Raw genomic sequence first — 13,932 nt, forward strand, 5'->3', positions numbered from 1 at the left:
TGTCAAGACGCCGCGACGGACTCGGCAGCCGCGCGCGGATCGCGGCGCATCCAGATGTCGATGCCGTCGTTCTGCTCGACGACGAAGCCATGCCGCTCGTACAGACGCCGCGCGGCGGATCCGACGAGCACCTGAAGCCGCAAAGGCCGATCAGCGGGTGCGTCGGCCAGCACGGCACGGAGAACGGACGATCCGATCCCGCGGCCCTGGTGCGGTCCGTCGAGATAGAACATCTCCAGCCACAACGCGTCATGATCGGGGCGCAGTGTGATCGTGCCTGCGGTCTCACCGTCGACGGCGATCATCCAGGTGTGCTCCGGCGAGAAGTGCTCGACGACGCGGGCGCGCGAGCGCGCCGGATCCCATCCGACCAGCGGTTCCAGATCCTGCCGCAGCACCCTCTCCTTGAGCGCCGCGATCGCGTCGACGTCGCCCGGAAGCGCGGGACGCAGCGACACATCCGAGGGGAGCGCGGCCATCAGGCGTCGATCGCCTCGCGGGCCAGGCGATCGGACGAATCGATGATGAACTCGCGTCGCGGGGCGACCTCGTTGCCCATCAGCAGCTCGAACACCCGCCCCGCGGCCTCGGCGTCCTCCATGCGCACACGGCGCAGCAGGCGGCCGGAACGATCCATCGTGGTGGAGGCGAGCTGCTCGGCGTCCATCTCACCGAGACCCTTGTACCGCTGGATCGGCTCGTGCCAGCGCTTGTTCTGCTTGCGCAGCTTCGCGAGCAGGGTGTGCAGTTCGCCCTCGCTGTAGGTGTAGATCGTCTCGTTCGGCTTGGATCCGGGGTTCATCACGATGACGCGGTGCAGGGGCGGCACTGCGGCGAAGACCCGCCCGTCCTCGATGAGCGGGCGCATGTACCGGTAGAACAGCGTCAGAAGCAGCGTACGGATGTGCGCGCCGTCGACGTCGGCGTCGCTCATCAGGATGACCTTCCCGTAACGCGCCGTGGAGAGATCGAAGGAGCGACCGGATCCGGCTCCGATCACCTGGATGATGGAGGCGCACTCCAGATTCGACAGCATGTCGCTGACCGACGCCTTCTGCACGTTCAGGATCTTGCCGCGGATCGGCAGGAGTGCCTGGTACTCGCTCGTGCGGGCGTGCTTGGCCGTGCCGAGCGCGGAGTCGCCCTCCACGATGAACAGCTCGGTCTGTGCGACGTCGGTGGACCGGCAGTCGACGAGCTTCGCCGGCAGCGACGACGACTCCAGCGCGTTCTTGCGGCGCTGGGTCTCCTTGTGGGCACGGGCGGAGACGCGCGCCTTCATCTCGGCGACGATCTTGTCCAGCAGCATCGACGCCTGGTTCTTGTCATCGCGCTTGGTGGAGGCGAAACGCTCGCCGAGCGCCTTGCGGACCACCTGCGCGACGATCGTGCGCACGGCCGGCGTGCCGAGGACCTCCTTGGTCTGCCCCTCGAACTGCGGTTCGGGGACGTTGACGGTCAGCACGGCGGTGAGCCCCGCGAGAACGTCGTCCTTCTCGATCTTGTCGTTGCCGGCCTTCAGGCGACGGGCGTTCTGCTCGACCTGGGCGCGCAGCACCTTGAGGAGCTCCTGCTCGAACCCCTGCTGATGCGTCCCGCCCTTGGGCGTGGCGATGATGTTCACGAACGAGCGCATGCTCGTGTCGTATCCCGTCCCCCAGCGCAGGGCGATGTCGACGGCGCAGACGCGCTCCACCTCGGTCGCGACCATGTGGCCGTCGGGCTGCAGCACCGGCACGGTCTCCTTGAACGTGCCCTCGCCCTGCACGCGCCAGGTGTCCGTGACGGGCGCGTCCGTTGCGAGGTACTCGACGAACTCCGCGATGCCGCCCTCGTAGTGGTACGAGGTCTCGTTCACCGCGTCCATGGCGCCGGTGGCCGGCTCGCCTTCGACGCCGTTCTGCGACGTCGCAGAAGTCGCCGCGCGCTCGTCCCGGACCACGAGCTCGAGTCCCGGCACGAGGAACGCGGTCTGCCGTGCACGGGTCTCGAGGTCGGCGAGCTGGAACGCGGCGTCCTTGGTGAAGATCTGCCGGTCGGCCCAGTAGCGGATCCGGGTGCCGGTGACGCCCCGCGGCGCCTTGCCGATCACGCGCAGCTCGCTGTTGTCCTGGAACGGCGTGAAAGGCGCGTCCGGCCTCTTCTCCCCCGCATCCGTGAAGATCCCGGGCTCGCCGCGACGGAACGACATCGCGTAGACCTTGCCGCCGCGGTCTACCTCGACGTCGAGACGTTCGGACAGGGCGTTCACCACCGAGGCGCCGACGCCGTGCAGGCCGCCCGATGCCGCGTACGAACCGCCGCCGAACTTGCCTCCCGCATGCAGCTTCGTGAAGACGACCTCGACGCCGGTGAGACCCGTGCGCGGTTCGACATCGACCGGGATGCCGCGCCCGCGGTCGTGCACCTCGACGCTGCCATCGGGATGAAGGATGATGTCGATCTTCGAGCCGTTGCCCGCGACGGCCTCGTCGACGGAGTTGTCGATGATCTCCCAGAGACAGTGCATGAGGCCCGGGGAGCCGTTCGAGCCGATGTACATTCCGGGCCGCTTGCGGACGGCTTCGAGACCCTCGAGGACCTGGAGATGATGGGCGGAGTACTCGGCTGTCACAATCCCCCATCGTATCGAGCAGCACGGACTTGGCCCCGACGACACTCCTGGCCGTCACCCGCTCGTCACCGGGCGCGTACGCGGTGAGCGAAACACGCCGTCTCGCGGGCATGACTCTCAGCTCTGCGTGGTTGTATTGAGCACACTCCACACAGCGGACCCGAACAACGAGGAGGCATCGAGATGAACGCGACGACCGAACGGGATAGCACAGTCATCCCCCGCCTCACGGCGATGGACCGATGCGACTCCTGCGGAGCCCAGGCCTACATCGCCGCCGAGGTCAACGGCAGCGAGCTTCTGTTCTGCGCCCACCACGGACGCAAGTACGAGGAGAAGCTCCGCGCGGTGGCCACGAGCTGGCACGACGAGACGTCGCGTCTGCTCGAAGGCTGACCCGCCCATAGACAGAAGCGCCCGGTGTCCTCGGACATCGGGCGCTTTGCTTTCTGCGGCGGGCGACTCCGAGAACGGGAACTCAGCGCGCTTCGCGCCGCACGTGCGCGGTGAGCCGGCACAGGATCTCCTCGCCCACAGTGCCGATCGCCTCCGCGAGGGTCGTCGGCGTGCAGTCCCCATGGGCGCCACGGCCGAACAGCACCACCTCGTCGCCGACGGCGGCGTCGTCCCAGCCGGCCACACGCACCGTGTCCGCGCCGACGGCAAGGAGCGCGCGAGCTCCGGCGGGAGTGCCCACCTGCACGCGCCCGGCGAGGATGCTCGGCAGCCCGTCGAAGGATCCGACCCCGACGATGACCTCGTCGCCCTCGACCTGCAGCACCGGTGCGACGAGCTCGCCCGCGGGGGCGATCCCGGGCAGGTCGGGTCCGTCGGCGGAGCGCACGCCGAAGCAGAAGGCGCCCACACGCACGAGCGTGCCGCGCAGCTCGGGACGAGCCCAGGTGGCAGCGGACGCCGTGAGGTGCCGGTACGGCAGTTCTGCGCCGAGCTCGCCGGCACGTCGCACGGCCGCGAGGAAGAGCTCCTGCGCGGCGTCATCCTCGTCATCGCTCGCCTCGGCGAGGTGGCTCCACGCACCTACGAGCAGCACGTGCCCATCCTTCTGCGCGCGCAATGCCGCAGCGACGCCCTCGTCCCACTCCACGGCCGACAGTCCGTTGCGGTGCAGCCCGGTGTCGACCTTGAGATGGATGCGCGCGACGGCACCGAGTACCGCTGCCCGCGCGATCACCCGGCGCAGATACTCGAGCGTTCCCACGCCGAGGTCCACGTCGGCTCGCAGCGCCGCATCGATCTCCGCATCCGCGGAGGTCGCCCAGGCGAACAATCGGGGCGCCGCACCGATCTCGCCACGCAGCCGGATCGCGGTGGGGATGTCGTAGGTTCCGAACCATCCGACGCCTGCGTCCGCCGCGGCTCTGGCCGCCCAGACGGCGCCGAGACCGTATCCGTCGTCCTTGAGGACCATCATCAGGGTGGAGGGGGCGACGCGCGCGGTCACCGCCGCGATGTTCGCCCGCAGCACGCCCTGGTCCACCCGCAGCACGGGCCCGGTCATGCCTCCCATGCGCGCTCCGTCCGCTGCCCGACGACCGCCACCAGCTCATCGACGCCCATGCCGGTGATCCGCGCCCAGTCCGCGACCCCGGCCGACATCGGGCCGGATCCGCCGAAGTACGTCACCTCGGCGCCCACGGCGACGTCGGCCTCGCCGATGTCCACGACGCAGACGTCCATCGCGATCCGGCCGACGATCGGGTGCACCACGCCGTCGATCTCGACCGCGGCCCTGCTGCCGAGCGCACGCACGACCCCCTGCGCGTAGCCACCGGTGACGAGTGCCAGACGAGAGTCCTCCGGAGCGCGATGGATGTAGCCGTAGGAGACGCCCCCTCCGGCCGCGATGTCCTTGGTCGAGAGCACCCGCCCCGCCACCCGCATCACCGGCCGGCCCGGCAGCGCACCGGTCGCATCCGGCAGGCCGTACAGCAGGCGCGGATCCAGCTCGGGTGCCTCCGTGCAGGTCGCGTCGATGGCTTCCGCACGCAGCAGCGCGACGTCGTCCGCATCGTCCACACGCACGGCCCGCGCACCGGCTGCGGTGACGACCCGGGCCACCTCGAGGAGGCCATGCCCCCAGGCATCCCGGCGAAGATCGGCGACGCCCGCTCCCCCGGCGGCGACGGCTGCAGCCGCCCCGTCCTCGAGCGCGGATCGCGAGATCACGGAACGCAGCATCGCACTCTGCGCAAGCGTGTCGGGGAGCGGCTCGTTCACCGTTCCAGCCTACCCAGGCGGATCCGGCCGGGTCCGCCCGACGCCGGCGCCCGGGGGTTCTCGGAGGCGGGCCACCTAGAATGGACCGGTCCCCGCCCGATCTCCCCGGAGTACGCATGCCCTCGAACGGCCTCGGCCTCAAGTCCCGTCTCGGCTACCTCGCCGAGCGCGCCCGTCGCATCAACGTCGGCTCGGTGATCGAGCGCGCCAAGGAGGCGTCCGCGCAGCACGGCAAGGCCGTCCCCGCCGTCGTGGTGGACATGCTGTGGTCGGCCGGCCGGCACAATGTCGGCTTCCAGGACTACATCGACTACGACTTCGCGATCCTGAACAGGGCCGAGCGCGCCACCTACATGACGCACCCTGTGTCGAACCAGATCTCGGAGCGCTACGCCCACCCCGACTACCGGCACCTGTTCCACGACAAGATCGAGTTCGACGAGAAGTTCTCCGACTTCCTCCGTCGCGAATGGATGGTCGTCAAGCCGGGCAACGCCGACGAGCTGCGCGACTTCGTGCAGCGTCAGGGCACCGTCATCGTGAAGACGCCGATGGGCCAGGCAGGATCCGGCGTGTTCCGTTACCACGCCGCAGACATCACCGACTGGGACGCGTTCCACGCCGACCTGCTCGGCAAGGGCCGTCTGCTCGTCGAGGAGGTCATCCGACAGCACCCCGACCTCGCGGCCGTCTGCCCCGGCACCGTCAACACCACGCGCGTGACCGCGTTCTTCGACGGGGAGAAGACGCACATCCTCGCGATGGCGCAGAAGTTCGGCCGCGGCGAGGTCAGCGACCAGATGTCCTTCGGCGGCTTCTACACGATGCTCGACGACGACGGCCACGCCGTCAGCGCCGGCTACGACTCGCACGGGCACGTGCACGAGCTGCACCCCGACTCCGGCTTCCGCATCGCCGACTTCCAGCTGCCGATGATCGACGAGGTCAAGGCGTTCATCGACCAGGTCGCGCGCGTGGTGCCCCAGGTGCAGTACGTCGGCTGGGACATCGTGGTCGGCCCCGACGGCCCCGTGCTCGTGGAGGGCAACTGGGGCGCCGGCGTGTACGAGAACAAGCCGAGCGTCTCTGGCATCCGCACCGGCCACAAGCCGCGCTACCAGGCCGCCATCAAGTTCTGAGCGCGCCGTTCACGCGAAGAAGGCCGCCCCGTCATCATGACGGGGCGGCCTTCCTCGTGGATCCGGGTGGTCAGGCCGGGCGGATGATGCCCATCGGCGTCGATTCGGTGCCCTGGCCGAGCGGATTGTCCTTGAGGATCGCGACGAGGCGCTTCTCGGCGCCCTTCTCGAGCGTGGAGCCGAGGATGTTGCCGCCGAGGTCGTTGATGTCGACCACGGCCACATCGCACACCCCGCCGATCAGCCGCTGCATCTCGTGCGCCACCTCGCGCGGGCGCGCCGGCCCCAGCACGACCGAGCGGTCGTACGGCGGCATGGTGCCCTCCGTCGGTCCGTCGATCGCGCGGGCCTTCTCGCCGGCGATCCGGTAGAAGTCGCCGCGGCGGCCGAACGCCTTGGTCACGGCCGACACCGCCGCCGCGAACAGGATCCGAGGCGTGCCGCACTCCCGCAGCGCCATCTCCATGGTCTCGGGCATGCCGAGGCCGATGCCGTAGGGCGTGCGCGTCACGTACTTCGACAGGAAGAACGCGAGCCTGCGCGGCTGAATCTCCTCGAGCAGGAACGACCGGCCCTGAGTGATGCCGACGATCTTCTCGGTGATGAACAGAAGGTCGCCCTTCTGCACCTCACCCGCGGCGTACTCGGTGACGATGTCGGCGAGCACGTCGCCGGGCATCACCACTTTGGTGCGGATCGGAATCCGCAGCCAGCGGGCGCCATCGACCGAGATCTCGAGGTTCTTGCCGTCGTTGGGCTTCGGCTCCGCGCTCACTCGAGGTAGTCCCGCAGCGACTGCGAACGGCTCGGGTGACGCAGCTTAGCCATCGTCTTGGACTCGATCTGACGGATCCGCTCGCGGGTCACGCCGAACGTGTCGCCGATCTGGTCGAGCGTCTTGGGCTGGCCGTCGCCGAGGCCGAAGCGCATCCGGATCACGCCGGCCTCGCGCTCGGACAGCGAATCGAGCAGCTGCTCGAGCTGACGCTGCAGCATCGTGAAGCCGACCGCGTCCGCGGGGACCACGGCCTCGGTGTCCTCGATGAGGTCGCCGAACTCGCTGTCGCCGTCCTCGCCGAGCGGGGTGTGCAGGGAGATCGGCTCGCGGCCGTACTTCTGCACCTCGATGACCTTCTCGGGGGTCATGTCGAGCTCGCGGCTCAGCTCCTCGGGCGTGGGTTCGCGGCCCAGGTCCTGCAGCATCTGCCGCTGCACGCGGGCGAGCTTGTTGATGACCTCGACCATGTGCACGGGGATGCGGATGGTGCGGGCCTGGTCGGCCATGGCGCGGGTGATGGCCTGACGGATCCACCACGTCGCGTAGGTCGAGAACTTGAAGCCCTTGGTGTAGTCGAACTTCTCGACCGCGCGGATGAGACCGAGGTTGCCCTCCTGGATGAGGTCCAGGAACTGCATTCCACGGCCCGTGTACCGCTTCGCGAGCGAGACCACGAGTCGCAGGTTGGCGCCGAGCAGGTGGCTCTTGGCGCGCTGACCGTCGCGGGCGACCCACTGCAGGTCGAGTCCGAGCTGGCCGGTCTTCTCGGCCGCCGACATCGCCGAGAGCTTCTCCTCGGCGAACAGGCCGGCCTCGATCCGCATCGCGAGCTCGACCTCTTCGGCCGCGTTCAGCAGCGCGACCTTTCCGATCTGCTTCAGGTAGTCCTTGACCGGGTCGGCGGTGGCGCCGGTGATCTGCGTCGAGTAGACGGGGACGTCGTCCTCGTCGGTGGAGCTGATCCGGATCGCACCCGTGGGCAGCGGCTCGGTGAAGGCGGGCTTGCCGCCCTCCTCCTCGTCGCCCTCATCGTCCGCGGGGGCTTCCTCCGGAGCGGTCTCGCTCTCCGCCTCGTCCTTGCTCTTCGCCCTGGACGTCTTCTTGGCCGCCGGCTTCTTCGCCGCCGCCCTCTTCGGCGCGGCGGTCGCCGCGACGTCGACGGCCTCGGCCGCGACCTCCTCGGGCTCGGCCTGGTCGCTCTTGGTCCGGGTGTTCTTCTTCGTGGCAGTCGTCACGTCTCGCCTTTCAACGGAGCGCTAGCGCAGGCGCCCTGTGGTTCTTGGCCTGTGGGCCTTGACAGCCCGTGCCCTTGCGGGCACTAGTAAGACCCTTGTCAAGTCCCCGACCTTGCGGAGAGGGTATTGACAACGGGTCGTCAGATAAGTATCGCACACTCTGCGGGCGCAGACACCGGATCCCGCATTCCGCCTGAATCCTCCCGGGACACTCCCGGAATCGCTCAGATCCGGCCGTTCTTGTCCTCGTCGCCACCGGGCCGGGTAGCCAGGAATCGCTCCAGCTCCGCGGCGAGCTCATCGGCGCTGGGGAGTGATCCCTCGTCGAAACGCGCAGGCGCCTCGTCCTCCAACTCCAGCCCGGACATGTAGGCGTCATACCGGTGCTCAAGGGTCTGCACCATCTGACCGAGCTCCTCGTTGTCACGCACCTGCTCGTCGACCCGCTCGAGATACTCCGCGCGCTTCTCCCGCAGCGCATCCGTGAGCAGCACCAGACCCGTGGCCGCCATGACCTTCTCGGCGGCGGTGAGAACGGCATCCGGGTACTCGGTGTCGGCGAGATAGTGCGGCACGAGCAGGACGAAGCTCGCGACACTGCGCTCCGCCTGCACGAAGCGGTACTCCAGCAGATGGCCCGCCGTGCCGGGCACCTGCGTGCGCGGGCGCCACACCGAATGCGCCGCCGTGAGCTCGGCCCGGTTGCCGCTCGCGGTGACGCCGATCGGCCGGGTGTGCGGAACCGGCATCGCGATGGAGTGGACCCACGTGACGGTGGATACCTCGTACTCCGCGGCGAAGTCGAGGACCACATCGGCGAACGCGTTCCACGCGAAGTCGGGTTCGTAGCCGGCGAGAAGCAGGAACGGCCGCCCCAGCGCGTCGTGCGCCAAGGACAGCTCGAGCCGCGCGGGCTTCAGCTCCGCGATGTGGTCCTGATCGAAGGTGAGCACCGGGCGGCGCGCACGGTAGTCCAGCAGCATGTCGTTGTCGAAGACCAGCACCGGCTGCGGATCCGTCGTCTCAGAAAGGTGATCGATGAGCCCCGACACCGCGGATCCCGCGTCCGTGAAGCCGGTCAGCAGGATGACGAGCGGCAGGCCGGACGGCACGCCGCCGGGGTAGGCGACGCGTTCGTGGATCTCTCCGGAGATGGGCATGCCTCCATGCTACGAGTCGCCCCGCCCCGCGGATCCGCTGAGCGCTGACAGCGAACACGCGGGCGGGGCCATCCTCTCTTCGTGCACGGCGCCGAACCTAGGATGGAACCCATGACGTCACCTGCGCTCGAGCTGCACACAGGCGCTCCGGCGGACGCGAACGCTGATGCGGTCGTGCTCGTCGTCGCCGGTCTCACGGACACCCCGGAAGACCTGTCCCCCTTCTCCACCGCCCACGCCGCGCTGACCGCGGTCGGCTTCACCGGGAAGGCGGGCGCGTACGCGCGCATCCCCGCTCCCGAGGTCGCGGACGTCCCGGTCGCCGTCGTGAGCGCAGGATCCGCGCCGGATGCGGATGCCGTGCGCGAGGCCGTCGGTGCCGCGCTGCGCACACTCACCGGGTTCGAGCGCGTCTTGGTGCTGCTCGGCGACGCCGTGGCCGAGTTCGCGACGGCTGCGGCCGAAGGCGCGCTGCTCGGCGCCTACCGCTTCGACGACTACCGCTCCGGCGAACAGCCGAAGCGCGCCGGGACGGTCGTGCTGCATGCCGACCTCTCCCCCGACGACGTCGCGCACGCGACGGCGCTCGCCGGCGCTGTCGCGCTGACCCGCGATCTGGTCACCACCCCGGCCGAATGGCTGGGGCCGGCAGATCTGGCGGCGCGTGCCGTCGACGAGCTCTCCGGACTCGACGTCGCCGTCGAGGTGCTCGACGAGGCCGCTCTCGCCGCCGGGGGCTTCGGAGGCATCCTCGGTGTCGGTCAGGGATCCGACCGCCCGCCGCGCCTCGTGCGCCTCGACTACTCCCCCGCCGATGCGGTCAGCCACATCGCCCTCGTGGGCAAGGGCATCACCTTCGACACCGGAGGCCTGTCGCTCAAGCCGCCGGCGAGCATGGTCGGCATGAAGACGGACATGGCGGGTGCGGCCAGCATCCTCGCCGCGACCAAGGCCGTCGCGGCTCTCGGCCTGCCCGTCCGCGTGACCGCCTGGATGTGCATCGCGGACAACATGCCGTCCGGCTCGGCGATCCGCCCGGGCGACGTGCTGCGCTTCGCCGACGGGCAGACCGTGGAGGTGCTCAACACCGATGCGGAGGGGCGTCTCGTCCTCGCGGACGGGCTCGTCGCGGCGAGCCGTGAGCACCCCGATGTGATCCTCGACGTCGCGACTCTCACCGGCGCCATCATCGTCGCCCTCGGGATGCGCCACACCGGCGTCTTCGGTGACGACGACACCGTGCAGGAGGTGCTGACCGCGGCGGCCTCGACCGGTGAGGCCGCCTGGCACATGCCGCTTCCCGAGCACATGGAGGACGAGCTGAAGTCGCCGATCGCCGACCTGGTGAACGCCAAGATCGGCGACCCTGCCGGCGGCGCCCTCTTCGCAGGCCTGTTCCTGCGCCGCATGGTCGGACGCACCTCCGACGAGGCCGACGCACCGCGCATCCCCTGGGCGCACCTCGACATCGCCGGATCGTCCGAGCACAAGGGCGCCCCGTACGGCTTCACCGACAAGGGCGCCACAGGCGCGATCGTGCGCACGCTGATCGCCTTCGCCGAGGCCCGCGCGAACGGAGTACACGCATGACCGCTCACGCCTTCGACATCGTGATCCTCGGCGGCGGCAGCGGCGGATACGCCGCGGCGCTCCGCGCCGCCGAACTGGGCAAGTCCGTCGCGCTGATCGAGAAGGACAAGGTCGGCGGCACCTGCCTGCACCGCGGATGCATTCCCACCAAGGCGCTGCTGCACTCGGCGGAGATCGCCGAGAACGTCCGCGATGCCGCGAAGTACGGCGTCGGCGCTTCCTTCGACGGGATCGACCCGGCCGGTGTCCGCTCCTATCGGGAGGGGATCGTCGCCAAGAAGTACAAGGGCCTCGAGGGCCTCATCAAGGCGCGCGGCATCACCGTCGTCGGCGGCGAGGGCGTTCTGCGTCCGGACCGGACCATCGCGGTCGGGGACGACGTGTACACCGGATCCGATGTGATCCTCGCGACCGGGTCGTACAGCCGCTCGCTGCCCGGCCTGGAGATCGGCGGACGGATCCTCACCAGCGAGCAGGCGCTCGCACTCGAAGAGGTGCCTCAGCGCGTCATCATCCTCGGCGGCGGTGTGATCGGCGTCGAGTTCGCGAGCGTCTGGCGCTCCTTCGGCGCCGAGGTCACGATCGTCGAGGCGCTCGACCACCTCGCCCCCAACGAGGACATCGCGCTGAGCAAGGGGCTCGAGCGCGCGTTCCGCCGGCGGGGCATCACCTACTCGCTGGGCGTGCGGTTCGCGAGCGCCGCCCAGACCGAGCACGCCGTCACCGTGACTCTGGAGAACGGCACCGCCTACGAGGCCGACTACCTGCTCGTGGCCGTCGGCCGGGGCCCGGCCACGGCGGGCCTCGGCTTCGAGGAGGCCGGCGTCGACATGGACCGTGGTTTCGTGCTCACTGACCCCGAGCTGCGCACGAACGTCGACCACGTCTGGGCGGTCGGCGACATCGTGCCAGGGCTTCAGCTCGCGCACCGCGGGTTCCTGCAGGGCATCGCCGTCGCCGAGCGCATCGCGGGGCTGAGCCCTGCAGTGATCCCGGATGCGCAGATCCCCCGCGTCACGTACTGCAGCCCGGAGGTCGCCTCGGTCGGGGTGACCGAGGCCGCAGCGATCGAGGCGCTGGGCGCCGATGGGGTCGTCGCCTACGAGTACAACCTCGCCGGCAACGGCAAGAGCGAGATCATCGGCACGGCCGGGCTCGTCAAGGTCGTGCGCCAGAAGGACGGCCCCATCCTGGGCGTTCATCTGCTGGGCGACCGTGTCGGAGAACTCATCACCGAGGGGCAACTCGCGGTGAGCTGGGATGCGCACCCCGAGGACATCGCCCCGCTGATCCACGCCCACCCGACGCAGAGCGAGGCTCTCGGCGAGGCGTTCCTCGCCCTCGCCGGCAAGCCACTTCACGCATTGTGAAAGATTTCTTGCGCATCGTGGAATTCAAGGCTGGGCTGAACGCCCTGTTGCCCACTAAGCTGAACACCATCACGAACTTCCTTAAGGAGACTCCGTCATGAGCACACCCGTGGTCCTTCCCGCCCTCGGCGAAAGCGTCACCGAGGGCACTGTGACCCGTTGGCTCAAGCAGGTGGGCGACACCGTCCAGGCCGACGAGGGCCTGCTCGAGATCTCGACCGACAAGGTCGACACCGAGATCCCCTCGCCGGTCAGCGGCGTGATCGAGGAGATCCTCGTCGCCGAGGACGACACCGTCGAGATCGGTGCGATCCTCGCCCGTATCGGTGACGGCTCGGGCGCATCGGCTCCCGCCGCCCCCGCTGCCGAGGCCGCTCCCGCCGCCGAAGCGCCGGCTGCCGAGGCGCCCGCACCTGCCGCCGAGCCCGCACCTGCCGCTCCGGCTGCCGCTCCCGCCGCGTCTTCGGACGCCACCGACGTGCGCCTCCCCGAACTGGGCGAGAGCGTCACCGAGGGCACCGTGACCCGCTGGCTGAAGCAGGTCGGCGATGACGTGGCCGTGGACGAGCCGCTGCTGGAGATCTCGACCGACAAGGTCGACACCGAGATCCCCTCGCCCGTCGCCGGCACGCTGCAGGAGATCCTGGCCGCCGAGGACGAGACCATCGCCGTCGGCGCGGTGCTCGCTCGCATCGGCAGCGGCGCTCCGGCTGCTGCCGCACCGGCAGCCGAGCCGGCCCCGGCTCCCGCAGCCGCTGCACCGGCACCTGCCCCCGCCGCTCCCGCAGCTGCGCCGGCACCTGCCCCCGCTGCACCCGCCGCTGCTCCCGCACCCGCCGCTGCATCCGCACCGAGCGCCGCGACGCCGGCACCGGCAGCTCCGGCTGCCACCGACGCCGGCTCCGACTCGGTGTACGTGACGCCGCTCGTGCGCCGTCTCGCCGCCGAGAAGGGCGTCGACCTGGCGTCGATCACCGGCACCGGCGTGGGCGGACGCATCCGCAAGGAGGATGTGCTGAATGCCTCCGCGACCCCGGCTGCGGCACCCGCTGCAGCCGCCGCACCGGCGAAGGCCCGTGAGATCTCGCCGCTGCGCGGGACCACCCAGCCGATGTCGCGTCTGCGCAAGGTGCTCGCCGAGCGTGCTGTCGCATCCATGCAGCAGACCGCTCAGCTGACCACGGTGGTCGAGGTCGACGTCACGAAGCTCGCCGCGTACCGCGACGAGGTCAAGGGCTCGTTCCAGCAGAAGACCGGCGACAAGCTCTCGTTCCTGCCGTTCTTCGCCCTCGCTGCCGCCGAGGCTCTGCAGGAGTTCCCGATCGTGAACGCCACGGTGGACGGCACGGACATCGTGTACCCCGCGTCGGAGAACATCTCGATCGCGGTGGACACCGAGCGCGGCCTGCTCACGCCCGTGCTGCGCGATGCCGGATCGAAGAACATCGCGCAGATCGCCCGGGAGATCGCCGATCTCGCGGCGCGCACCCGCGACAACAAGCTGAAGCCCGACGAGCTGGCCGGCGGCACCTTCACACTGACCAACACGGGTTCGCGCGGCGCGCTGTTCGACACCCCTGTGGTGTTCCTGCCGCAGTCGGCGATCCTCGGCACCGGCATCGTGGCGAAGCGCCCCGGTGTGATCACGGTGGACGGCCAGCAGGCCATCGCGGTGCGGTCCTACGTCTACCTCGCTCTGTCGTACGACCACCGCACGGTCGACGGGGCCGACGCCGCACGGTTCCTGTCGTCGGTGAAGGCGCGCCTGGAAGCGGCGGACTTCGCCGCTCAGCTCGGCGCCTGACCAC

12 protein-coding genes are annotated in these 13,932 nt (G+C 69.7%); 5 read left to right on the forward strand and 7 right to left on the reverse strand.

The annotated features are described in order from the left end of the window. Nucleotides 1–2 precede the first annotated feature (2 nt). Together ACTJI8_RS02735 and ACTJI8_RS02740 are read right to left on the reverse strand one after the other, a co-directional pair. Complete coding sequence (locus ACTJI8_RS02735; RefSeq protein WP_440731866.1) at nucleotides 3–479, reverse strand: GNAT family N-acetyltransferase; 477 nt, start codon at nucleotides 477–479, stop codon at nucleotides 3–5. Further along, nucleotides 479–2,614 carry a DNA gyrase/topoisomerase IV subunit B gene (locus ACTJI8_RS02740; protein WP_440731867.1) on the reverse strand — a complete coding sequence of 712 codons (2,136 nt, stop codon included), beginning with the start codon at nucleotides 2,612–2,614 and terminating at the stop codon, nucleotides 479–481. The genes ACTJI8_RS02735 and ACTJI8_RS02740 overlap by 1 nt, the downstream gene beginning before the upstream one ends. A 183-nt stretch (nucleotides 2,615–2,797) precedes the next feature. Between ACTJI8_RS02740 and ACTJI8_RS02745 the strand changes: the two genes are divergently transcribed. Beyond that, nucleotides 2,798–3,010, forward strand: coding sequence for a DUF7455 domain-containing protein (locus ACTJI8_RS02745; protein ID WP_440731868.1), 213 nt, complete (start codon nucleotides 2,798–2,800; stop codon nucleotides 3,008–3,010). 82 nt (nucleotides 3,011–3,092) lie between these two features. On the opposite strand, the gene ACTJI8_RS02750 is transcribed toward ACTJI8_RS02745, so the two are convergent. Further along, nucleotides 3,093–4,142 (reverse strand): alanine racemase, encoded by a 1,050-nt coding sequence (locus ACTJI8_RS02750; protein ID WP_440731869.1) that lies wholly within the window; start codon nucleotides 4,140–4,142, stop codon nucleotides 3,093–3,095. Beyond that, nucleotides 4,130–4,852 carry an alanine racemase gene (locus tag ACTJI8_RS02755; RefSeq protein ID WP_440731870.1) on the reverse strand — a complete coding sequence of 241 codons (723 nt, stop codon included), beginning with the start codon at nucleotides 4,850–4,852 and terminating at the stop codon, nucleotides 4,130–4,132. Before ACTJI8_RS02755 ends, ACTJI8_RS02750 begins: the two co-directional genes overlap by 13 nt. A 116-nt stretch (nucleotides 4,853–4,968) precedes the next feature. Between ACTJI8_RS02755 and ACTJI8_RS02760 the strand changes: the two genes are divergently transcribed. Then, a complete protein-coding gene (locus tag ACTJI8_RS02760; RefSeq protein WP_440731871.1) occupies nucleotides 4,969–5,991 on the forward strand; it encodes a sugar-transfer associated ATP-grasp domain-containing protein in 1,023 nt (340 codons plus the stop codon). A gap of 70 nt (nucleotides 5,992–6,061) precedes the next feature. On the opposite strand, the gene ACTJI8_RS02765 is transcribed toward ACTJI8_RS02760, so the two are convergent. The 3 genes from ACTJI8_RS02765 to ACTJI8_RS02775 form a co-directional block, all read right to left on the reverse strand. Further along, nucleotides 6,062–6,766, reverse strand: coding sequence for a coenzyme F420-0:L-glutamate ligase (locus ACTJI8_RS02765; RefSeq protein WP_440731872.1), 705 nt, complete (start codon nucleotides 6,764–6,766; stop codon nucleotides 6,062–6,064). Further along, entirely contained in the window at nucleotides 6,763–8,004 is a 1,242-nt protein-coding gene (locus ACTJI8_RS02770; protein WP_440731873.1) for an RNA polymerase sigma factor, read from the reverse strand. Before ACTJI8_RS02770 ends, ACTJI8_RS02765 begins: the two co-directional genes overlap by 4 nt. 224 nt (nucleotides 8,005–8,228) lie before the next feature. Further along, nucleotides 8,229–9,164, reverse strand: coding sequence for a proteasome assembly chaperone family protein (locus ACTJI8_RS02775; protein WP_440731874.1), 936 nt, complete (start codon nucleotides 9,162–9,164; stop codon nucleotides 8,229–8,231). Between the two features lie 111 nt (nucleotides 9,165–9,275). On the opposite strand from ACTJI8_RS02775, the gene ACTJI8_RS02780 reads away from it, so the two are divergent. The 3 genes from ACTJI8_RS02780 (at nucleotide 9,276) to sucB (ending at nucleotide 13,928) form a co-directional block, all read left to right on the forward strand. Beyond that, nucleotides 9,276–10,754, forward strand: a complete 1,479-nt coding sequence (locus ACTJI8_RS02780; protein ID WP_440731875.1) for a leucyl aminopeptidase — start codon at nucleotides 9,276–9,278, stop codon at nucleotides 10,752–10,754. Further along, nucleotides 10,751–12,124 (forward strand): dihydrolipoyl dehydrogenase, encoded by a 1,374-nt coding sequence (gene lpdA / locus ACTJI8_RS02785; protein ID WP_440731876.1) that lies wholly within the window; start codon nucleotides 10,751–10,753, stop codon nucleotides 12,122–12,124. Before ACTJI8_RS02780 ends, lpdA begins: the two co-directional genes overlap by 4 nt. A 97-nt stretch (nucleotides 12,125–12,221) precedes the next feature. Next, complete coding sequence (sucB, locus tag ACTJI8_RS02790) at nucleotides 12,222–13,928, forward strand: 2-oxoglutarate dehydrogenase, E2 component, dihydrolipoamide succinyltransferase (protein ID WP_440731877.1); 1,707 nt, start codon at nucleotides 12,222–12,224, stop codon at nucleotides 13,926–13,928. Nucleotides 13,929–13,932 lie beyond the last annotated feature (4 nt).

Origin of the sequence: Microbacterium sp. 22303 (genome assembly GCF_052045265.1) — a bacterium.
Taxonomy (GTDB): domain Bacteria; phylum Actinomycetota; class Actinomycetes; order Actinomycetales; family Microbacteriaceae; genus Microbacterium.

Excerpts from the sequence above, each read along its gene's own strand:
- lpdA (WP_440731876.1), top strand. The coding sequence starts at position 10,751 with ATGACCGCTCACGCCTTCGACATCGTGATCCTCGGCGGCGGCAGCGGC.
- ACTJI8_RS02735 (WP_440731866.1), bottom strand. The coding sequence starts at position 479 with ATGGCCGCGCTCCCCTCGGATGTGTCGCTGCGTCCCGCGCTTCCGGGC.
- ACTJI8_RS02745 (WP_440731868.1), top strand. The coding sequence starts at position 2,798 with ATGAACGCGACGACCGAACGGGATAGCACAGTCATCCCCCGCCTCACG.
- ACTJI8_RS02775 (WP_440731874.1), bottom strand. The coding sequence starts at position 9,164 with ATGCCCATCTCCGGAGAGATCCACGAACGCGTCGCCTACCCCGGCGGC.
- ACTJI8_RS02760 (WP_440731871.1), top strand. The coding sequence starts at position 4,969 with ATGCCCTCGAACGGCCTCGGCCTCAAGTCCCGTCTCGGCTACCTCGCC.
- ACTJI8_RS02750 (WP_440731869.1), bottom strand. The coding sequence starts at position 4,142 with ATGGGAGGCATGACCGGGCCCGTGCTGCGGGTGGACCAGGGCGTGCTG.
- sucB (WP_440731877.1), top strand. The coding sequence starts at position 12,222 with ATGAGCACACCCGTGGTCCTTCCCGCCCTCGGCGAAAGCGTCACCGAG.
- ACTJI8_RS02780 (WP_440731875.1), top strand. The coding sequence starts at position 9,276 with ATGACGTCACCTGCGCTCGAGCTGCACACAGGCGCTCCGGCGGACGCG.